This window comes from Acaryochloris marina MBIC11017 (assembly GCF_000018105.1).
GTDB classification, from domain to species: domain Bacteria; phylum Cyanobacteriota; class Cyanobacteriia; order Thermosynechococcales; family Thermosynechococcaceae; genus Acaryochloris; species Acaryochloris marina.
Genome location: NC_009933.1, coordinates 12095 through 32916, shown reverse-complemented (window position 1 = coordinate 32916; position 20822 = coordinate 12095). Strand labels below are relative to the sequence as shown.

The following is a 20822-nucleotide window of genomic DNA, read 5'->3' as shown; positions in this document are numbered from 1 at the left end:
AGGGGGAGAGGATTAAGCTGCTTTGCTAACCCGCTCAAGTAAATGGGTATGTGCCCAGTCCCACCAAGAGCGGCGTTCCCAGTTAATGGCTTTAATGTCTTGGCCTTTCGCCTCGTTGTAGAGGGGCACAATCACAGCGTCGAGGTCTTCAACCGCACCAGGAGAAACCCCCGAGAGTTCATACACGGTATCAGCCAGAGATTCGAGTTCAGTTCGCTTAATAGCCAGTTGCTTAAAGAAGGTCTCCCAGCTATTGATGCGAGTGACCGTGAGTTGATCCATCAGTTCATTCAGGGCAACGATCATTAAAATGTCTTGGCCTGCAACCTGTTTAAGCACTTTGAATACAGCCTCTTTCAGGGGAGAGCATTTGGCCTTATTGGTTTTTCGCTGTTCTAGTCCCGTCGCTTCCAGGGTTAGCAATCCGAAGAGTTCAAGGACATGATCCCGGTTGCGCAGATTGCGATTGCCATGGTGTAATTCCCAGGCAAACTTAGCCAGCTTGTCTTGTCCTGTGGGGTCATCAGGTTTGTACTGTTTGACGATGTATTTTTTGATGTTGACCTTCTCAGGCTTAGCAGGATCGATATGCTCTTTGATGGCTTTGGTTAGAGCGTTGCGAGTGGCGTTGTTGTCTAGAGTGGCGGTCATGATTTTCTCCAAAAAGTGAATGAGGTTTGAGTGGTTATAGAACCCATTTGAGATCTTAGTGATTTTCGTTGTAGCCTAAGAACCTTTTACAGCAACAACTCCAAGGATTTAGGATGACCCTTAATAAAACTGCCGTTACCTCAAATCAAATAGACCAATCGTCGAAAATCATCCACGGTGAAGGGGGATTCAGGGTTCTAACGATGGTAGAGAAAGATAAAAGAGTTTTTCAACGAGCCCTAAATCTAGGCCAAAGCTAAATTGTTTCCATGCCTTTCCTAGCTGGGCTTTAGAGGATTGACGACATCATAAAAAGATCTCAAATGGGTTCTATAAGAAACGTAGGCAGATTGACCCTTAGCAGCAAATGAAGTCCTGACCATCGGCCTCAATCTCTGAACGAACTGAGTTCAGTAGCTCCACGGGGTAAGAAGGCTTGGGATTATTTGGTAGAGCAGCGAGGGCTGCATATCTCAAAGAAGAAAAGATATCTCTGGGGGTGGAATGTTGGAAGGTGTGGACATAGGGGTTAATTGACAGCCACAGGTCTAGAGCTTCGTCATCGGTCAAATCTTTGCTACTCAGCACCAGGCGGTTAAGGATTGCCGTCTGCTGGTCGTGGAGTTCAATCGTTGTGGTGAACTGGACTCGTGGAATGAGTTGGTATCGCGTGGTTGGTTTGTTCATGATTGGCCCTCTGAAGCGAATGGGATGAAGAAATAGAGAAAGAGTGAGAAATAGATGGATTGCCCGATCAGGCAATAGAGAATTGTGTAAGCGTTCAAAGCTGCCCTTTAAGTCGGTCCATTGCTCTCGCCATAAGCCCCGGCAGGCAAAGCCCATGCTTGGGGATGGGTCCAGATGGGATAATCCCCCCACTCACTAGAGAGAGCCATTTTCACGAGTTGGCTATTATTGGCTTCGGCGTAAGGTGTGCCCAGATTAGCCAGCTCATGCACTGAACGCTTGCGTTGAATCGTGGTGCAAAATCTCTGCTCATAGTTGGCAATCCGCTCAAAATGCGCTGGCGCAATCTTGCGAATGGTCGCCCACTGGTTAGGACTACCAAAGATGCAGCTCATACAGGACAATCGGCCCCAGCCGAGATGATAGGCAGGATGGGGGATGATGCCATGTCGTTGGATGATGGCCCAGACCTCCGATTCCTTCCAGCCATGGATCGGGCGAAATCGATCCACATGGCGATTGGATTTACCATCACGGTTGTCTGTGCGGTCTGGCTCAAACTCTGCATAATTGGCTCGTGCGGGTGATTCCTCGGCCCGTTCCCCAGTAATCACCAAAGTTTTGGAATCGTTGAATCGGGATTGGTTTCGGATTGCGATCGCACCGACATCAACCTTGAGATATGCCGAACACCAACGGACGCTTAAATCAGCGGAGATTTGAGGAAATTTCTGGCGAGTAGATTGCTTACCACCATTGCCCCCAGCAGAGTGCAGTCCATCAGGCGTTTCAAACCAAGTTTTTGCTTTGGCTTGGTTGGAGCGATTCATCTCACGCTCAAAACCACCTTCCAGCCAAGAAAAATATATTGGGAGAGAAAGCAAACGGGCCACAGCCTTGCAGTAGCCTGATGTGATCGGCCAATCCATTAGGGTGGAAGCGGTCTGGCCTTGCACGGGCAACCCGTCTACAAGGTGATGCCAAAGCTCAATTTTGGGGCAGTTGTTCTCGATGGCCCAGAGGATGCAGGCCAAAGAATCTTTGCCACCAGAGAACATGATGATCGTCCGATCATAGTCTTTAGGGTTCATTGTTGAAATCTCGTTGAAGTTGGAATGTAGCGGCGGGTGGTTAGGCACCACCCAGGCCAGGGAGATTAATGCTCTGACGGCAGCAGCACAACGCCGTATTCCACATACAGCTTGATTTCTGGCAGGACGAAATCAGTGAAAGGAATATCTTGGGTAATGACAGGGCTACAAGTGCTGGGGCTGTCTTCGTAGCAGGCTAAGACAGCGCTATGGCCGTCGTTTACGGTCAGCAACCAAAGCTGGAATTCTTGGAGGTTGGGATTGCACTTGATGAGTCGCACCCGTTGATAACTTGCGATCGCGTCGAGGAGCCAGAAACATTCCCCTTTCTCTGCGAGTGTTTTGACGCCTTCTGTGTATCGGATGCCCAGCCAATGCTGATAGTGAGATTCACTGCAATGACAATGCGCGAGTTCAGCCTGAAGATCTTCAGCGGTAATCATGGTATTTAGCCCCTGTGTAGCGAGTGGGTATGTGTGGTGTGGGAGGGGCTAGGGTGCCCCTGGGCATTTCTAGAATTCTTCGTTTTCGGCTTTAATCTGGCGAGTGGTGGGGATGGTGCGCCAATCAGCTAGCCAGTGGTCATCACCATAGAAAGTCTTGACCCAACTCTCTAGGCGAGGCTGGATCAGACCTGGCTTAGATTTGACGGGTGCATAGACTTCAAACAAATCGCCACCCTCACAAACACCGGGATATTTCTCGATCTGCATCTCGACTGCAATCACTTCAGGATGAAGGGGATCAGTGACTTGAGAGTCAACAAGCTGAAGCAGTTCAGTGACGGTGGTGGGTGCTTCGGTTAAAGTTGTCATAGTTATGGCCTCTATCGGGTTTTAACTAGGGCATCGCTTGAACTTTCCACGGTTAGAAGCGGTGCCTTTGCTTTATGTATTAATAATATCAACTAGATGGCAACATTTCAACTACTTGATAATAACAACTACTTATGCATTCTTCGCTTGGAGATAGAATTGTTTTATCTAGCTGGCATTGTCAACTAGTTGGTTAGTATGATTAAGGTGGTAATTCCAGAAACTATGCCCATGATTAATACAGTGAAGGAGTTTTTGGACTCGCGAGGAATAACTCCCTATGCTCTCGGAGGAGATGCTGGCATCTCTAAGACAACCGCTTACGCTCTCTATAAGAATCCTGATCAACTGCCTTCCCCGGACGTTCTCAGGAAGATTTGTGATACATACGAAATACAACCGGGGCTATTAATGAAATGGGAAAAGGACACTAGAAAGTCATGACCAACGGATCAAACTGGCAACAATCTTTCGAGGCCAACATGCAGCAGCTTTTTGCTGGACAAAAAGAGCTACAACAAAGCCAGATGCAGCTCATATCAAATATTGCAGACCTAAAGGATGTTGTTTTAGCGAATGCTGAGCAAATTTCGTCATTGGGGCAAACAGTTTCCGATCTAAGATCTATAACTTCAGACTTGGTGGGATACTCTATCAATCAAGAAGGCGATATCCAGACTGTTCGAGAAGATCTGCAAGCACTTAAAAGACGTGTAGATGCAATAGACGGTAGCAGTAGCGTATAAGGCAGTAATGCCTATGGAACGTGTTGAAATTATCATCCGCTACTATCGCAAGCCGATTCGTGTCATGGTTGATCCTGGCAAGAATCATCCACGATATGAGCGTGATTGGTTGCTAGGGTGGATTTGTCAGGGTGAAAGCAGGACACCCGTTCTCAAAAAATATCCTGATGCCAAGATTGTGAGTAAACAAAAAACGTAGTGATTGGTCTGAAAAGATACTTTTTTTGTGATAATTCATCCTTTATATTAGTGGAAACTTGTATATAGTCTTGTTTAAGCTTCTATGGACAAGAATCAGGATTTAGAACCAATATCGCACCAGCTTAGGGTTGGCGATACCCTAGAATTAACCCTCATTGATGAACACTGCAAACCGATGCAAAGATTTGAGGTTCCCATAGCCTGCAAGCATGTGACGAAATCCCATATCTTTCTCGACTTTCGTCCTCATACCCTCAGCGTAGACTTTGCTAAGTCTGGAGGTGAGCCAAACGATGACTGGCTCGATCTGACAATTGACCACATGGACATCTTCGATCCTGAGAAAGCGTATGTTGCCGCCTGTGACAAAGGGAGATCTTGGAGTAATCAGCTAGTGACGTGGAAGAAGATAGTCAGTTATTCAAATCCTTGGTAGAACCTGGTTTATGCCCTTATAACTTACTTGAATCAGTAAATTTGTACTGCATGTAGAGAGTTTTTAAGATGATCAGTATTCCATCTCTATCCCTGGATCAATTAGAAATCCTTAGACTTGCCAAACGATATTCTGTTGAAGAATTTGAGCTTGCCTATGAATCTCCTGTTAACAATGACTTAGAGTCACCGATGGGGCATCCTGCATTGATTCAAGGGCTTATTGATGCAGGTTTGATCTCTGTACAGGTCAAAGGATCTTTTTTGAGAGCTTCAGAGTATCAGCAAGAGAGCTGGGCGAAATATTGTGTAGGTATTGACCATCCGACTCAAGAAGACTGGGAACTATGGCGCAGAAGTTTTATGGCCCGCAAGGAGGAAGGAATAGACTCTCTGATGATTCCAGGGAGTAGCTTCAAGCAATTCAGTAATGTTTGGATACGTGAGGTAGATGTTCAGTTTGTTCAGCCTAGCAACTTGTAATCCATAGTTCAGATATCAGAAATTATAATTTTTCGGTATTCATCGAGAATCAGATAACTAGACCTTCTCCAACCCCAGCCCCGCAATAGTCTTCTTTATCCTGTCTTTCCCCGGTGCCCACTTATCCCCGGCAGTAATCCTCACCACTTCCCCCCAAGCCTTAAGCTGATTTGCCCTCGACAGTTTCACCAATGGCCGAGCAGCACTCTCAGACTGAGGCAGCACACTAAAATGCTGCTGCAAGAACAATACGAGTTCAGCCGCTTGAATACAGCGAAAAGCATGGATGTAGGTAACTCCCAGATTCGCTTCCACATAGACCTTGAAGCCCTTGGAGTCTGGCAAATACAACTTGTTGTCTTGAATTGTTTTCAACGCCAACCCAGAAGACAGCAGAGCATCAGATCCAGTTTCAGGGGGTTCTAAAAATATTTCTTCCAGCTCAGCCAAACTCTTATCCTGAAAATCTCGTAAATCCATCACACCCAGAGTTTTAAGGTTTCAAAGCCAGGTGAATTATAGCAAGCCCTCCTTTGTCCGAAATCTTTACTAGGCAATATACAATCCATAGAGAAAGTGAGTATTTCTCATGACTAAATTAATCACCAGATTAGTCTCAGCCAAGACCTCAGACCCACAAGGCGACTTGTCAGCTAATCCCCAGATTGATTCCGCTCCGCAACTCTCGGTTGAAGATATCTGGGATACCCTGGCAGATCGTGACCTGTATCGGCTCTCCATCGAAATTGATTCAGGCTTAAGGCTCTCAACCCGTTTAGATGCCGAAGACTTGGGCTTAGATCCTCATGTTGTCGATGAACTAGCGGGAGGCTACCGCAAAGCCTTCTCTGAGGCATTCACTAAGGCTCGAAATCAACTCTCTGGCCTACAGAAAAAGTTCAACAAGAAATTCACCATCTACGTGAAGCCCTTCCGGTTTATTGATGGAAGCATCATCAATGACGCCGTTGACTTCGCTCAAGAAATCAAGAAGGAAGCGGCATCCTTGCGCCAAGGCTTAGTCGATACCTACACGGATCAGCTCAAAACCTTCTTAGTGGAGCTAGAGCAGAAACTCAATGAAACCATTCCCGGAAAAAAGAAGCAGATTGAAAAAGCCCTGATTTACTATGCTGGAGAATTCCCCAGTATTGACGATTTCTCAGGTAGCCTCCAGGTGATTATCGATGGCCCCGTCCAGCTCACCTCCCTTAAAAATAAGCTCAAGGCCGATGCTGACTTGCAAGCTGAGTTAGCCCAAAAGAAGCGGCTGACAGCCAAGCAAAAGAAAGAAGCTCAGGAGATTCAAGAGCGGATCAAAACCAGTCAGCTCATGCTCAATGGTATTGCCCAAGCAGTGCAACAGTCTCGTGTGGCTTGCCTGGATGAGGGCTGGGAACTGCTAGCTGACCTGATCGACCGATTTGGTGCTAGCCCTGATGGGAAGCTCACCAGTAAAGACCAGTCTGCAATTAACTCTACCTTTTCCCGACTGGAACTACTGGAAAAGCACAACCCTGAGATATCAAAGCACTTGGACCAGCGGGGGCATTTGAACAGAAAGTTACGGTTTCGGCTGAAACACTTTCCCAGTGGTTTCATTGAACTAGCCAGTCAATTATCTTCTCCAGTTGTTCAAGCTTAATCGTCTGTCCGTCCTCAAACTGGCTGAGAGCAGCAAAACTAACAGGTGTACCGATTTCATCAGCCGCTTCTTGGATCCCTTTTACCCCTCGCTTCATCTGCACCAGTTGAACAAGTGTCTGCATCCTGAAAGCTCTGAGTTTGTTAATGATGTCATCTATCGTCAGTCGTGACTCAGGTGTGTCTATATCTGGGTAAGTCTCTCGATACTGCTCGTAATGGCGACTGTAATAAATGAAGCCGAAGGCTGTGAAACGCGAACAACTATAACCCTGTATTAGCGGAGGGGCTAGCTGTTCCAAATGTCTCCAGGTATACATGTGGATGCCTTCGGTATATTTGCTATATCCGTCATGCTGGACCCCTTCTTTCCCTGCTTTGAAGACAAGGACCATCGCCTGCCATGCTTTGTAACTAAGCATCCCTTTTGGCGTTCTAGGTGCTTTAAAAACAGACTCATTAGTTCCCGTCCGGACAGCCTTGCGGCCTAAGCGAGTGACCTTGATGTACAGCTCTGGGACAGTTCCATCACACTCAATTAACGTTCGACGCTCTAAAGCATTTAGGGTACTGCCAGTACCGTTGTCAACCAGCTCAGCTCTTAACAATCGGCTCTTTAGAGGACTGGGCCTATCATCGATATCGCCGTAGTACAGCCATCGCCAGACAGATGCTGGTCGAGAACGCCGACCGTTATTCCAACTCATCTTTTCAAACCGCTCAGCCGATTGGTCAGCCTGATAAATCAGCTCCAAGTACTTCTGCTGCCGGGAGTTTAGCTGATTCCATATTGAAAGTGGCGTCTGTTTATCCATAACAGTTGAAACAGCAAGGCATTCGTCGGCAACGGTGAGCTAAAAAGCCTCTCTATTGGACTTCTCGCGACCTATCAAGCAAACGTAGACCAGCGGCCTTTGCGGAACCGTCTCCGTTGACATAGGTGTAAAGCGTCGCTGTCGTCATCCCAAGCTTCTGAGCTATCTCCTTAGCACACGCTCTTGGGTCACTCATGGCACTCATCGCCATCTGAAGCGTAGCAACATCCATTTTGCGCGGTCGTCCGCCCATCCGCCCTCTCGCTCGTGCCGCCTTCAATCCAGCCCGTGTTCGTTCAGCAATTAATTCTCGTTCATACTCTGCCAGCGCCGCAAAGACCGCAAAGAACAAGCGCCCATTGGCAGTGGTGGTATCAATCTCTGCACCAGCACCTGCGAGTACCTTAAATCCTACCTCCCGTTGCCGTAGCTCACCAACAACATCGACGAGATGCTTGAGATCTCGCCCCAAACGGTCTAACTTCCAAACCACCAGCGTATTGCCAGGTTGCAGCGCCTTGAGACAAGCCTTTAGCCCTGGTCGTCGAGCCGTCTTGCCAGAAACTCTGTCCTTGTAAATCCTATTTTCTGGCACACCGGCTTCAAGCAATGCATCCATCTGCAGATCGAGAACCTGAGAGCCATCAACCTTCGATACTCGTGCGTAGCCAATCAGCATATCGTCCCCTGCTGGAAGCTAAGAAAGATAAATCATAAAGGGTTTATCTAGTTTTGAATTTTAGACGAGTTTCTTTATGCTAATCAAGGCTCCAATGCCATGAAAACGAGAGTGCAAAGAAAACGGTCGGATACTGTTGGCGAACTCAAAAGTATCGGACCAGAGCTAGCCTAAAGGCGGTGTATCAATACTTGGAGGCGATGAACGATGTCCCTGAGTCCGCAGTCCATTAACCCAGTGCCGTCAGAAACGGTTCGCGTCGCTAAAGCCGCTTTTCCCAAAGGCAATCCATACCTGACGTTGCGAGATGAAATCGGCCCAGTATTTGACGATGCTGACTTCCAAGCCCTGTTTTCTGTTACTGGTCAGCCAGGGCTACCGCCATGGCGACTGGCTTTGGTAACCGTGCTTCAATTTCGGGAAAACCTATCTGACCGCCAAGCAGCTGAAGCAGTACGATCTCGCATTGATTGGAAATATCTGCTAGGCCTGGATCTAACTGACGAAGGCTTTGACTTCAGCGTCCTGAGCGAATTTCGAGACCGCCTTATGGCTGGTGAACTAGAGCATCTACTACTAGACAAATTGCTGCAATGCTGTCAGAACAAAGGACTGGTTAAAGCCAGAGGGCAGCAGCGTACTGACTCTACTCGCGTCCTAGTCCATAGATCTGTAAATAGTTCATCAGTTATCCATGCGGCGTGAATCCCTTAAATTGCCACTGGAAAGGTTTGGCCATAGTGTGATTGAAATATTCAATAAAATCGAGGATGCGCTGTTGCAAATCATCCGTGGAGGTGAAATTTCCTCGACGAATCAATCGACGCACCAAAATACTAAACCAGCATTCAATCTGATTGAGCCAGGAGGTATGTTTGGGGATATAAACAAATCGGATCCGATGGCTGGGGTCGCTCAAGAAGGCCGTGCGAGTTTCCATCGATTGAAGGATACCAGATTGACCCTTAACGCCTAAATCTGAATCAATACCGCAACAGACAGCGACCCATCGCACAAGGGAAGCAGATCGATGGGTATTGAGCTGGTCGAGCAGAAAAACCCACCCATCGTCCGGTGCTGTTTCAACTGTCTTGGCAATATGATTGGCAAAGTCAAATTCTTTTCGCGTGGGTCCGATAGAAGGCGCAATCACCTTTCCCAGAGCCACATGCCAGTTGGCGATGAGACTGAGGGTACCATGCCGCTCATATTCAAATTCCAAACGACGCGGTTGACCTGGTTGCATAGCTTGGTCTGGGTGCAGTCGTTCAAGCGCCTGAATGCCAGTCATTTCATCCGTACTAACAAGGTGAATCTGGTGAGCTTCCAGTTCAGCTGCTGATTCATACAGTTGGCAAACCTGGCGCACTTTCGCCTCGAACGCTTCTGGGTCCTCAGGGTTAGCATTGAGCCAATAGCGACTCCGATGAGGCTGCAGCTCAGCCTCTCCCCAAAAAACGTCTCACACTGCTGGCCGACAGGTGAGGGACGATGCCGCGTTTAATCGCTTCATCAGCAATCTCTTCAGGCGTCCATTGACTCACAGGCCGGGCTGAGTTCTGAGGAGATTCACAGGCAATGGCCACAATTTGGACCACCTGCTCTGGGGTAAAGGTGGGTGGGACACCTGGACGTGGGGCATCTGTTAAGGTCGCCAACACTTGCTGGTTCAATGCTGGTTTGCTGTCGTCTACTTGCTCACAAAGGGCAAGACGCTCTTGGTTATCTACCCAGCGCTGACGCCAATAGCGAACTTGGTTGCGGTCGAGTTGCCATTGACGGCTAATCTGGGTGTTACTTTTGCCTGAGGCGGCTGATAGGATGATGCTCGCTCGACGCACCAAGCGATAAGGATTGGTGGTTTGTCGAACGATTTGGAGCAAACAATGGTGTTGTTGCTGTGATAGCTCAATAGGAGTGGCTTTGGGAGTTGGCATTGGCAGAGAAAGGATCTTGAACAAGAGGGTTTCTCTGAAACTATCTGATGTCTGTACAATTTTGCATAACTGATGGGTTATCTTCAAAATCTAGGACTAGGCTTTTGCACTAGCTTGAGAATACAGGAATACCTGTCGTGGCAGCGCTTAAATTGCCCCCGAGCAAGGGGGAACCCCAGAACCTCAAGGCCAAATCAAATTCTAATTTCTTTAGATGGATTGGCGCATTCTTCAACCCCCCCTATGAGTAAGGACTTGGGCAAATAGCCCCTAATGCTTTTGGATGCCTCTTTACCAAGATCACTCAATATGATTGTGATCCGCAATTTAATCGCTCAAAGTCTTACCAGGACTAGGCTAATTTCAAGGTGGGTTGTAATGACATTTGAGGGTTGGTATGGGTTGAAAGTAATGCCCCATAATGCCGGGTTTCCTGGTCCTGGGTTGCAATGACATTTGAGGGTTGGTAAAGGTTGAAAAGAACGTCAGCTTCCCAATTTTTGATTTCTTCAATTTTCTGAAGAGCTTTTGTGCGTTTAAAACTTTAAAACTGGAGGTTTTTATTTTCTTAATCTGCTAATTAACGAAACGGCGCAAATTCATTAATTGTTCATCTAATTCCTTAAAGCTGTGCAAATAAAGAAATAATGGACAAAATATGTACATCTGTGCAAATAGCGATGTACTGTACAACAACTAATGAATTTGAAAAGTGTCCATTATTTCGCTAAACGCACAAGAATGAGCAATTTATAGAAATAGCTGCACAACTTTGAAACGCTATAAACTATATTCAGAAAGTGATTTACTGATTTATAGGTAATGATACTCAAGAATGATTTTTCAAGAGATGGATGCACTATTTCTGAGAGAAAAATAAATTCTTTAAGGAATTAGTTGCACTATTTCTTCCCATCAGCCGATTCTCGATTGATCAACTGATTCTCAAAACTTGCTGAAGGTGAGCGTAAATCCTAGAAAATCACCTGATAATCTATTGGATGCCTTTATTCTAAGTGCTATGACTGAACCATTGACTTTCACAGCAGCAGCCATTGTCTCATTGGCCTTTCAAAAAGCCATTGAAGCCGCTGGTTCAGAAACTGGGAAAAAGTTTGCAACATCAGCTTATGCATTAATTGATCAACTACGGACCAAAATATGGTCAAAATTCAAAGGGAAAGAGAAAGCTGAAGCCGCTCTCCAAAAAGCAGATGCAGGCAATACTGAAGCCTTGAATGCGGTCATCTCATATTTGAATGTGGAGATGTTAGAGTCTGAGGACTTTGCTAAAGAGATTCAGCAGTTAGCCCATGAAATCAATTTGCATGTCATAGAAGACAACAGTAGCCAGGTTCAAAATAACTATGGTGGGACAAATTATCAAAATAAGATTTCTGGTGGAGTAGTAAACCAAGCAGAAACTATCAATATTCAGAATTGACTAGAGTCGTCCGACTGGGACCGGACAAAGTTACATCCCCCAACTGATACACCAAATAACCTCCCTCCAAGTGGCGCTGTTGCCTTCGTTGGTCGAGACTCCCAGATCAACCAACTGCATGAGCAACTGCAAAGTAACCAGCGAATCGCCATCACTGCTCTTGAAGGGATGGGAGGGATTGGGAAAACTGAGCTGGCCTGGGAATATGCTCAACGGTCCTTAAGCCAGAAGATTTACCCAGGTGGGATTTGTTGGCTACGGTCACGAGATCAAGAAATCGCCACTCAAATCATTGATTTTTCTAAAAGCCATCTGGGAATGAAACCCCCAGATGATCTCGAAGCAAAGGCCCAGGTCAGTTTCATTTGGCAACGATGGCCCAAAGGGGAGGTCTTAATCGTTGTTGACGATGTAGTTGAGTATGAGCTTGTTGCCTCCTGTCTTCCCCTATGGAACCCACGGTTTAAAGCCCTGATCACCACCCGACTTGATTTTGGTCGGTCTGTCCGCTCTCTTTGCCTGGAGGAACTCGATAATGAAAGTGCGTTAGAACTACTGGGATCCTTAGTTGGACAAGATCGAATTCAAATTCAACTAGAGGATGCTAAATCGTTGTGTGCTTGGGTGGGTAATCTGCCATTAGGCCTGGAACTATTAGGACGATACCTGTCTAACGACCAAGATCTAACCATCCACGATTTAATCCAAGAACTCGAATCAATGCGGCTACATGCTGAAGCTTTATGTGAGAGAGAAGACGGCATGACAGCCCAACTTGGAGTTGCTGCAGCATTGGAGTTGAGTTGGAAGAAACTTAAGGATTTTGAGAAAGAATTAGCCTGTTTGTTAGGAATATTTTCTATAGCTCCTATCCCGTGGAAGCATGTTGAATCTTGTTTGCCAGAGACATCTGTCAGGGAAATCGTAAAGGCTAGAAATAAAGGGTTATTGAAGCGGAACCTTCTCAAGCGAATAGGAAAGGGCACCTATCAACTTCATCAAATTGTGCAGGAGTTCTTTCGACTCAAATTGGATGAGCTTACTGAAAAGGGGGAATCCCTCAAAACGGCTTATTGCAATGCAATGGTTGGTATTGCTCAGAGGATTGATGGCAGATCAACGATTGATGTAATTGCTGAGATACAAGGCAGCATTCCTCATCTCGAGGAACTCATCAGACAATGGATTGACCATCTCAGTGATGATGAATTGATTTGGCCTTATGTCGGTATCGGTCGATTTTATGAAGGACAAGGTAATTATGATTTAGCATTGCCTTGGAGGCAAAGATGTCTCAAACAGTGTCAACATAAATTTGGTAGTGAGCATAAAAATACTGCTACTAGTCTTAATGACCTGGCTGCCCTCTATTACTATCAAGGACGTTATGAGGAGGCAGAATCTCTCAATATCCAAGCTCTAAATATGTACAAGAGGCTATTAGGCAATGAACATCCCGATATTGCTCAAAGTCTCAATAACCTGGCAAACCTTTATACAGACCAGGGACGTTATAAGGAGGCAGAACCTCTCTATTTGCAAGCGTTGCAGATGTATCAGAAGCTCTTGGGCAACGAACACCCCGATTTCGCTCTTGGCCTCTCGAATCTGGCATCACTATACGATAACCAAGGACGTTATGAGGAGGCAGAATCTCTCAATATCCAAGCTCTAAATATGTACAAGAGGCTATTGGGCAATGAACATCCCGATATTGCTCAAAGTCTCAATAACCTGGCAACACTATACGATAACCAAGGACGTTATGAGGAGGCAGAATCTCTCAATACCCAAGCTCTAAATATGTACAAGAGGCTATTGGGCAATGAACATCCCAATATCGCAAAAAGCCTTGGTAACCTGGCAACAATCTACGGCCATCAAAGACGCTATGCAGAGGCTGAAACCTTCTTTATCCAATCATTGGAAATGAAACAAAGACTATTGGGTGATGAACATCCCGATGTCGCTAAGAGTCTGAATAATTTAGCAGCTCTCTATTACTTGCAAGAGCAGTATTTGGATGCCGAACCCCTCTATACTCGAGCATTGGAAATATTCCATAAACTATTGGGTGACGAACATCCCGATGTCGCTGCTAGCCTGAGTAACCTGGCAAACCTCTACTGCAACCAAGGACGGTATAAGGAGGCAGAACCCCTCTGTACTCAAGCACTGAAAATATTCCAGAAATTATTGTGTAATGAACACCCCAATGTCGCTCAAGGCCTCAATAGCCTGGCCAACCTTTACGACAACCAAGGGCGTTATGAGGAGGCAGAACCTCTCTTTATCCAAGCCTTAGAGATGAGACAGAAGCTATTTGGGAATGAACACCCCGATGTCGCTCAAAGTCTCAATAACCTGGCAACACTATACGATAACCAAGGACGTTATGCGGAGGCAGAACCTCTCTTTATCCAAGCCTTAGAGATGAGAAAGAAGCTATTTGGGAATGAACATCCCGATGTCGCTCAAAGTCTCAATGTTTTGGCTGGACTTTTAGATGACCAAGGGCGTTATGAGGAGGCGGAACCCCTCTATAAACAAGCCCTACAAATGAGACTAAAGCTACTGGGCCATGAGCACTCCGATGTAGCAAATAGCCTCAATAACCTAGCAGAACTTTACAGAAACCAAAGGCGTTATGAGGAGGCGGAACCCCTCCATAAACAAGCCTTAGAGATGAGACAGCAGCTATTTGGGGATGAACACCCTGATGTCGCGAGTAGCCTCAATAACTTGGCATTAATCTATTCCAATCAAAGGCGTTATAGGGAGGCGGAACCCCTCTACAAACAAGCCCTAGAGATTAACCAGAAGCTCTTGGGCAACGAACATCCTTTTCTCGCGAGTAGCCTCAATAACCTAGCAGGACTCTACGCCTGCCAAAGACGGTGCAGCGAAGCCGAACCCCTCTATGTACAAGCCTTGGAGATGAGACAGAAACACTTGGGCAACAAACACCCCGATGTCGCTCAAAGCCTTAATAACTTGGCATACCTCTACGCCTACCAAAGACGGTACAGCGAAGCCGAACCCCTCTATGTACAAGCCTTGGAGATGACACAGAAGCTCTTGGGCAACGAACACCCCGATACTGCCGCAGTTCAAAATAATTTAGATGTATGCCGACAAGCAATAAAGGCATCAAATCGTTGATAGGCAGGTGAGTTAAGTCTTTTTCAAAGTTTGATTTACTTCGTTTAATGAATAGCCTGAGAAGGTCTTAGCGACAGGAGTAGAATAAAAACTATCGCGCGCAGGTGCATCAAAGTATTTGTGATAAATGAAGGTCCAGTTTCATTACTTTCCAGTGCCCATGTGTTTCACAAATGTTCGTGTTCACATGCAAGTAGTTGTCCGCTTCTACTCGGACTTGTCTGAGTGTGGTGGTAAGGTCGCACCTTATGCCGGGAGCAATGTTCTTAAACTAGGCCACCGCGTCTAGTTTGAGAATACAGGATAAACCTGTCGTGGCAGCTACTAAATTGCCCCCGAGCAAGGGGGAACCCCAGAACCTCAAGGCCAAGTCAAAGTCTGATTCTTTTGGATTGATTGGATTAACTTCAGTAATTTTTGCAATGGCTGTCAACAAGTACTAGGGGTTGAAAGAGCTGACGTTCCTTTCATTTAGGTATGAAAAATTAAGGAGCTGTGCATATAAAACTTTAAAACTGGAGATTTTTATTTTCTTTATCTGCTAATTATCGAAACAACGCAAATTCATAAATTGTTCATCTAATTCCTTAAAGCTGTGCACACAAAGAAATAATGGACAGGTCATCTTTGCAGAAGACCAGGACAATGAAACCCGGCATTATGGGGGATTAAACCAGCAGGGAGAAATCATTTGCTGCGTCACCCTCATTTCCTCGACCTGGCACGAGGAAGTTGCATGGCGTATCAGGGTAATGGTTGTTGTTGTTTACGTTGCCTATATACAACGATCAGGGAACTTAGGAAGATACTTAAAACAATGCTTACGGCACCATCATCTAGAGGAACTCGCCTAAATTTTACGCGCCCAAGTGATAGTCCAGAACCTTGAGCAGCAACAATACTCCTTGAAAAACCAGGACCTACAATAGCGCCGATATTACCAGTAAAATCTCCATCTGAGGGTGAGAAAAATTCATCTGACAAACTTAAAGTGTCCACTTGAAATATGAATCCAAGCCCTGTTCGACTTTTTCGGTTTACAGCAAAGTCAAGACCTTGAAGTCGTTCACCTTGAAACGCGACAAGTGGAAAGCGTTGTAATGGTCTATTGGCTGCTATGTCATCCTGCTTGGTAAATGTTTGTCCTAGAAGACTAAAATTTAGCTGCTCAACTTCATAAAAATCAAGAGGAATACCACTCCTAGTATCTGAGAAAATCGGCTGAGAAGTATCATCTATGGTAAGAAATCCAGCTCCTTTCTGGCCTTGCAAAGGCTGTCGGAAAGGTAATGGTGGAAAATCTACTGTGAAGTCATATTTAATGTTGGCGGCTCTGACTGATTGAAGCTGAATATTGCCAGTTAAGACAATACTGCTAAAAGTGAGTAATAGCAATCTTGATCGCCAAATCATAACCTTATTTCCCCCCTGTAAATATGAGCTAACAGATTCTTTGAATTTTATAAAAAGCTATTCATTGAATCTGGATTATTGATCCACCCAACAAGGTAGGTGTTCGTATATTATCAATAGAATTCTTCCTATTTATGCTTCTCAAAGACTCACATTAAAGGAAAAGTATTACCCAAGCTGCCCCAAAACTGAAACGTTATCTTTCAGCACACCCAGTTGTTCAAACTCTATTCACAAACCTTTGAAAGGTACTGAAACATAGCGAATATTATCTACAGCATATGGAGAAAGAGCATTTATCTTAATTTTTGCTCTATCAAAAGGAATATCGCTTGCAACTCCTGCAAAACCTCCGTTAGTGCTTCCGAAGATATTTGGTCCATCCCGTCTCCCATCGAAACTTAAAGATCCTAAAGATGTTGTCCCTTTAAAAAGCTCAACAGTTGTAAGGGAAGGGATAACATCGCTATTAGTACCTATCGCAAAGCCGTAACCAAACTGCGTTAATTTCTTGGGGAATTGCAAAATCAAAGGCCCTGCAAAATTAACATAGGGAGAAGTGATATGTCTTTGTCTACTAAATTGAAAGCCATACTCTACACTCCCCACTCCTTGAAATGGAGCATCTGTACCTGGACTTGTTCCGATTCCAAAGCTAAATCTGACCCCATTGATTACCCTTCCATTCAGTGAAGTCTGATTAGGCAGAGCATCAAAAGTAATTTGGGGTTCTCCAGAAAAATCAGATGGATCAAGTGTCGTTAAAGTTGCTGCAGAAGAAACCAAGCATTTTGGCGGAATCATCAAAGCCATTGCTATGCTCGAATGTATAGCTATTATCCTTAGTGTTTTTTGCATCAAACACTCCACTCAATTGAAGATTGCTGCTCAAACATTATAATTCTCAGGTCTTGTGATTGAGATAGGCAACTCAGAATCTCGGCAGATTTTGAAAATTATAGTATTGGTCTCAATCCGAAATTTTAGGTATGAGGTCCAAGAAATTAGCATCAAAATTTATGATGGCTGTTGCTTGCTGTCAGTAAGACTTAGACTGCTCTCCGAGAATCGCAACCCCACCCACCATGATCACCCTCACCAGGACGACCGCAGATCATATCCTCAAACTTCGCCACCAAGTTTTACGGCCAGGTTTGCCTATCGCTGAGGTCATCTTTGCAGAAGACCAAGACCAGGAAACCCGTCATTATGGGGCAATACACCAGCATGGAGAAATCATCTGCTGCGCTACCCTCATTCCCTCAACCTGGCACGGAGAACCTGCGTGGCGACTTAGAGCAATGGCGACAGCTCCAGGCTGGAGAAATCAGGGCATTGGCACAGGACTGATCCGATACTTGCTTGAGGATTTGCAAGAGTCCAATCAAGCAAGGCCGATTTGGTCTAACGCTAGGGTCAGCTCTGCAAGGTTTTACCGGGAGCTAGGTTGGCGGGAAGTCTCCGAGCAGTTTGAGAATGGCAATGCGGGTCTATCGGTGACGATGCTAAAAGAAGAGAAGACGCTCGCCGCTGGGCAGGTTCCGGGGGCTGGTATTGGATCGAGGATCAGGCTGAGATGATGCGGAAGTGGGCACCCCCGAAACGAGCAAGAGTGTAGCGTACCTCAGATCGGCAATGTCGCTCTCGCAAAGCAATGGCTTTGCTCTGCTCCCTGCCTTTACTTGGGAATGCTGCATTGTCGGAATCTTGCGGGATGGGTGCGGGTTTTGGGATTGGTATCAGGAGTGCGATCTCTCAATTCTGGCTTAATTCCGTACTGCCCAATTTCAACGTGTAGCCTTCAAAATGAAATACAGAACCACCCTCAAGGAAATCACAGGATAGAACTTGTTTACCCAGCTGTTCTTGTAGCAAAACATCGATCTCAAATGGCACTAAACGGTGGACTCTAGATACTAGATATTCATTTGCGATCGGATCAAAAAAGCGGAAAAAATAAGTATAGCCATCCCCTCTCTTGCAGAATTCTATGGAATGAAATATTGAGTTTTCAAAGGTCGGCTCTTTTTTCCTAGAAAAGAAATTCATCATTCCTTACCCTATAACAGCCCTTCTTTTTCTGCGGCCTCTCTCGTAACTTTCCTTAGCCAAGCTCTGAGTTCTCCACTACCGGAATACTTCTTGGAGAGCGATTCATAAACGTCTTGCTCCAAACGAATACTAATTGATTTAGATAACTTACCCGTTGAATTATCAGCTCTGGGCTGGGGTTTCAAGTGAGCATGTTTGGGGTTTGGATTTGGCATATCACACCGAGAAACAAAGTATATAGGCACAAGCCACCATAAATGCCAGCTATATGCATGAGTTCAAGCATTAATTCTTTACAGGAAAATTCAATAATAGGTTAGGCAATACAGATTCTCTGCGGATTTTGAGAATATAAAGGCATATAACTAGGTGCAATGTCGAGGATTTTAGTATCGAGTTGCGATCGCATCCCTGCAGTACGAACCCCAATACTCAAAACGGCACATCATCAATACATGCAATTGTAAAACTCTCCCCCTCCCAACCTGAAGAGTCATCATGGTTTTGAGTATTTGTCATAGCTGCCACCCATAAAATCGCTGGACAATGCCCACCTGGATACTCTCAGATAGCTGAGACTCAGGTGGAAGCAGCGGGTTAAACTCAGCCAGCCAGGACGAAACCCGGTCTAAGATTTGGTCTGATGGCAGTCTTGTGCATGGGTCTGGGTGCTGGCCATAGTCGGTCTGGTAGTCGATCCAGATTTGCTCGTAGTAGCCGAAAAAGGGGTTAGTCGTCATTGGGTGACCTCGTTATAATTTAGGGAAAGGATTGGTAACGACCTCTTGGACTGGAAGATCGGGGAGGTCGTTTTATTGTTGTCGGGTATTTGTTCATGAATGGTTGAGTAAAAATTGCCTAGGTAATATAGATTCTGTAGGGATTTCAAAAGACTGAGTTTTGGTTTGGGTGGATGAGTGAGAAATTGAGTTTGGCAACACAAAATCCATAGAGATTCTGAAAGTTATTCCTTTGGCCTGATGTAGCTCTCACGTTCTAGCGCTGCCATTTGATCACACCGAAACCGCTTCGCATCAGGTGCCTGCTCATCGAAATATTCAATATCGATTGGATCAAAAGAGAACATATTGACCGGACCAATCCCAAAAATCCTAAGAGCTTTGTCGCAATCAGACTTTGCAAGAGCATTTAGGCTTTTGGGATTCCCAGATCTAATCAGGTCGGTCTGTTTCCATATCTCAATACGGTCCTTCACCCTTGAAGCGCCAATGAATTGATCACCCAGTTTATCTTTGCCATTGATATTAATGGCCCGTTTCAATCGACCAATCTCATCCCGTTCTGATAAAGCTGGAGTACGATGCTTAACTGATGCATCTTTTGAAGGTTGGCGATTAACTGGATTAAACCACTGACATACACTAATCCCTGCAACAATAAGGCTGCACCTGAAAAAACCGTTGAGAAATTTATTGTTCATAATTGCAACCAATTAAGTAACACAAAATCCGTCGAGAATCTGAAAAGCTGAAAGACTGGGTGAATTAATAGGTGTGATGTTGGGGGTTGGTATCAGAGTGCGATGCTCGAAATCCTACGGATAGCAAGCGACAACCATCGCATAAAGCAGAGCAGCATCAAAAGCTAACGCCTCAGTTTCATGGGGAGATTACGCTCTAGCTCTGCCAAGAGATCACAATCGAAATCTTTTATTGATGCTGCTCCAACGTCTATATAGCGAATATAAATTCGTTTACTACCAGCAATCTCAAGAATTTGATCGCAATCAGATTGTGCCAGTGTATTTAAGTCTTTAGATTTCTCAGACTTTAAAAGTCCGTTTTTTTTGACAATGACATACCTGCTTGGCTCTTGGAATAAAGTTACAAGCTCATCACCGAATTTTTGGCTAGCTGTTTTGTTCAACACATCCAAGTACAGTGGCAAACTCTCAGATGAGTCGTTTGGTTCTATCTCCCCTATTAATTCCTGCTTGACCGCTACGCTGCCACTGCTATCGAGGTAGGGGTACAGAACCGCTACGATTCCAAGGGAACTGGAGCAAACCACGGAAAGCATAAGGCCCAATAGTTGGATATCAATCTTTTTGTAAGCTGCATTGTTCCTCATAGCCCACCCGCAAAAACCCATTGACATAAGACCAAAAACCAGGCTTGTAGAGGCAAAAAAGAACATGATTAATCCTCAATAGTTAGGCAATATAGAATCTCTCTAGAAACTGAAAAAGTGAAAAGCTCAGTGTATTTAATAGGTGTGATTTGGGGGTATTGGTATCAGGATTTGCGATCGCAAACCCCAACACCACCCCCGAAATCACTTCCCTGAAACCTGCTCAATGGGCGAAGACACAGCCGCATTCTGCCCAGCTAAGTGATTGAGGAAGCCCCCAACGGGGACGCCAATGAGAATACCGATGCCAATAAACGCGACTTTGAACCATGTCCCTTCCCGTTTAATTTCCCTCTCAGTCCGCTTAATGCGCTGGAGCTTTTCAAGCTGACTGATTTCCTTGTCTTTGAGCTTTAAATCAACAATGCGCTGTTTGATAGCCTTCTCGTTTTCTGCAAGCAGGCCATCCATCCGGG

Annotated in this window: 25 protein-coding genes and 1 pseudogene; 10 read left to right on the top strand and 16 right to left on the bottom strand. The window is 45.4% G+C overall.

Translation table 11 applies throughout. The annotated features are described in order from the left end of the window. Positions 1–12: 12 nt before the first annotated feature. From AM1_RS43840 to AM1_RS37020, 5 genes are all read right to left on the bottom strand, one after another. On the bottom strand, positions 13–651 hold the full coding sequence (locus AM1_RS43840; RefSeq protein ID WP_012168456.1) for a hypothetical protein: 639 nt from the start codon (positions 649–651) through the stop codon (positions 13–15). A 357-nt stretch (positions 652–1008) separates the two neighbouring features. After that, positions 1009–1338, bottom strand: coding sequence for a hypothetical protein (locus AM1_RS37035; protein WP_012168454.1), 330 nt, complete (start codon positions 1336–1338; stop codon positions 1009–1011). Between the two features lie 107 nt (positions 1339–1445). Then, positions 1446–2429 (bottom strand): phosphoadenosine phosphosulfate reductase domain-containing protein, encoded by a 984-nt coding sequence (locus AM1_RS37030; RefSeq protein ID WP_012168453.1) that lies wholly within the window; start codon positions 2427–2429, stop codon positions 1446–1448. A gap of 65 nt (positions 2430–2494) precedes the next feature. Beyond that, the gene (locus AM1_RS37025; RefSeq protein ID WP_012168452.1) at positions 2495–2872 is read right to left on the bottom strand and encodes a DUF6876 family protein; all 378 of its coding nucleotides are present in this window, start codon (positions 2870–2872) and stop codon (positions 2495–2497) included. Positions 2873–2941: 69 nt separating this feature from the next. Beyond that, complete coding sequence (locus AM1_RS37020) at positions 2942–3244, bottom strand: hypothetical protein (protein WP_012168451.1); 303 nt, start codon at positions 3242–3244, stop codon at positions 2942–2944. A 198-nt stretch (positions 3245–3442) separates the two neighbouring features. Between AM1_RS37020 and AM1_RS37015 the strand changes: the two genes are divergently transcribed. The 5 genes from AM1_RS37015 (at position 3443) to AM1_RS36995 (ending at position 5109) form a co-directional block, all read left to right on the top strand. Continuing rightward, a complete protein-coding gene (locus AM1_RS37015; protein WP_012168450.1) occupies positions 3443–3688 on the top strand; it encodes a helix-turn-helix domain-containing protein in 246 nt (81 codons plus the stop codon). A 38-nt stretch (positions 3689–3726) separates the two neighbouring features. Beyond that, a complete protein-coding gene (locus AM1_RS37010; RefSeq protein WP_012168449.1) occupies positions 3727–3990 on the top strand; it encodes a hypothetical protein in 264 nt (87 codons plus the stop codon). Between the two features lie 13 nt (positions 3991–4003). Then, a complete protein-coding gene (locus tag AM1_RS37005; RefSeq protein WP_041661564.1) occupies positions 4004–4189 on the top strand; it encodes a hypothetical protein in 186 nt (61 codons plus the stop codon). A gap of 84 nt (positions 4190–4273) precedes the next feature. After that, complete coding sequence (locus tag AM1_RS41900) at positions 4274–4627, top strand: hypothetical protein (RefSeq protein ID WP_041661550.1); 354 nt, start codon at positions 4274–4276, stop codon at positions 4625–4627. A gap of 68 nt (positions 4628–4695) precedes the next feature. Continuing rightward, positions 4696–5109: a hypothetical protein gene (locus AM1_RS36995; RefSeq protein ID WP_012168445.1), complete on the top strand. Its 414-nt coding sequence runs from the start codon at positions 4696–4698 to the stop codon at positions 5107–5109. A 57-nt stretch (positions 5110–5166) separates the two neighbouring features. Here the strand turns inward: AM1_RS36995 and AM1_RS36990 are convergent, their stop codons facing one another. Further along, positions 5167–5589, bottom strand: coding sequence for a hypothetical protein (locus tag AM1_RS36990; RefSeq protein WP_012168444.1), 423 nt, complete (start codon positions 5587–5589; stop codon positions 5167–5169). A 109-nt stretch (positions 5590–5698) separates the two neighbouring features. On the opposite strand from AM1_RS36990, the gene AM1_RS36985 reads away from it, so the two are divergent. Then, entirely contained in the window at positions 5699–6754 is a 1056-nt protein-coding gene (locus AM1_RS36985; protein WP_012168442.1) for a hypothetical protein, read from the top strand. Here AM1_RS36985 and AM1_RS36980 read toward each other — a convergent pair. Further along, positions 6708–7568, bottom strand: coding sequence for a hypothetical protein (locus tag AM1_RS36980; protein ID WP_012168443.1), 861 nt, complete (start codon positions 7566–7568; stop codon positions 6708–6710). The genes AM1_RS36985 and AM1_RS36980 overlap by 47 nt on opposite strands. A 52-nt stretch (positions 7569–7620) precedes the next feature. Further along, on the bottom strand, positions 7621–8247 hold the full coding sequence (locus AM1_RS36975) for a recombinase family protein (protein WP_012168441.1): 627 nt from the start codon (positions 8245–8247) through the stop codon (positions 7621–7623). 207 nt (positions 8248–8454) lie between these two features. Here AM1_RS36975 and AM1_RS36970 point away from each other — a divergent pair. After that, positions 8455–8907 (top strand): annotated as a pseudogene (locus AM1_RS36970) (transposase); the annotation flags it as partial. 28 nt (positions 8908–8935) lie between these two features. On the opposite strand, the gene AM1_RS36965 reads toward AM1_RS36970, so the two are convergent. Next, entirely contained in the window at positions 8936–9538 is a 603-nt protein-coding gene (locus AM1_RS36965) for a transposase (protein WP_049783892.1), read from the bottom strand. A gap of 148 nt (positions 9539–9686) precedes the next feature. Next, a complete protein-coding gene (locus AM1_RS36960) occupies positions 9687–10184 on the bottom strand; it encodes a helix-turn-helix domain-containing protein (RefSeq protein ID WP_049783929.1) in 498 nt (165 codons plus the stop codon). 997 nt (positions 10185–11181) lie between these two features. Between AM1_RS36960 and AM1_RS36955 the strand changes: the two genes are divergently transcribed. Continuing rightward, positions 11182–11628, top strand: a complete 447-nt coding sequence (locus tag AM1_RS36955; protein ID WP_238549408.1) for a hypothetical protein — start codon at positions 11182–11184, stop codon at positions 11626–11628. Between the two features lie 105 nt (positions 11629–11733). After that, positions 11734–14790: a tetratricopeptide repeat protein gene (locus AM1_RS36950; RefSeq protein WP_390610102.1), complete on the top strand. Its 3057-nt coding sequence runs from the start codon at positions 11734–11736 to the stop codon at positions 14788–14790. A gap of 744 nt (positions 14791–15534) precedes the next feature. Here AM1_RS36950 and AM1_RS36945 read toward each other — a convergent pair. Both AM1_RS36945 and AM1_RS36940 read right to left on the bottom strand, forming a co-directional pair. After that, positions 15535–16203, bottom strand: a complete 669-nt coding sequence (locus tag AM1_RS36945; RefSeq protein ID WP_012168435.1) for a hypothetical protein — start codon at positions 16201–16203, stop codon at positions 15535–15537. Positions 16204–16434: 231 nt separating this feature from the next. Next, complete coding sequence (locus AM1_RS36940; RefSeq protein ID WP_041661547.1) at positions 16435–17061, bottom strand: hypothetical protein; 627 nt, start codon at positions 17059–17061, stop codon at positions 16435–16437. A gap of 227 nt (positions 17062–17288) precedes the next feature. On the opposite strand from AM1_RS36940, the gene AM1_RS38170 reads away from it, so the two are divergent. Further along, the gene (locus AM1_RS38170; RefSeq protein ID WP_012168433.1) at positions 17289–17783 is read left to right on the top strand and encodes a GNAT family N-acetyltransferase; all 495 of its coding nucleotides are present in this window, start codon (positions 17289–17291) and stop codon (positions 17781–17783) included. Positions 17784–18770: 987 nt separating this feature from the next. On the opposite strand, the gene AM1_RS36925 is transcribed toward AM1_RS38170, so the two are convergent. The 4 genes from AM1_RS36925 to AM1_RS36910 form a co-directional block, all read right to left on the bottom strand. Further along, positions 18771–18995, bottom strand: a complete 225-nt coding sequence (locus AM1_RS36925) for a hypothetical protein (protein WP_012168430.1) — start codon at positions 18993–18995, stop codon at positions 18771–18773. A gap of 224 nt (positions 18996–19219) precedes the next feature. Further along, positions 19220–19696, bottom strand: coding sequence for a hypothetical protein (locus tag AM1_RS36920; protein ID WP_012168428.1), 477 nt, complete (start codon positions 19694–19696; stop codon positions 19220–19222). A 164-nt stretch (positions 19697–19860) separates the two neighbouring features. Further along, positions 19861–20412: a hypothetical protein gene (locus AM1_RS36915; protein WP_012168427.1), complete on the bottom strand. Its 552-nt coding sequence runs from the start codon at positions 20410–20412 to the stop codon at positions 19861–19863. A gap of 138 nt (positions 20413–20550) precedes the next feature. Continuing rightward, positions 20551–20817 carry a hypothetical protein gene (locus tag AM1_RS36910; RefSeq protein ID WP_012168425.1) on the bottom strand — a complete coding sequence of 89 codons (267 nt, stop codon included), beginning with the start codon at positions 20815–20817 and terminating at the stop codon, positions 20551–20553. Between the last annotated feature and the right edge of the window lie 5 nt (positions 20818–20822).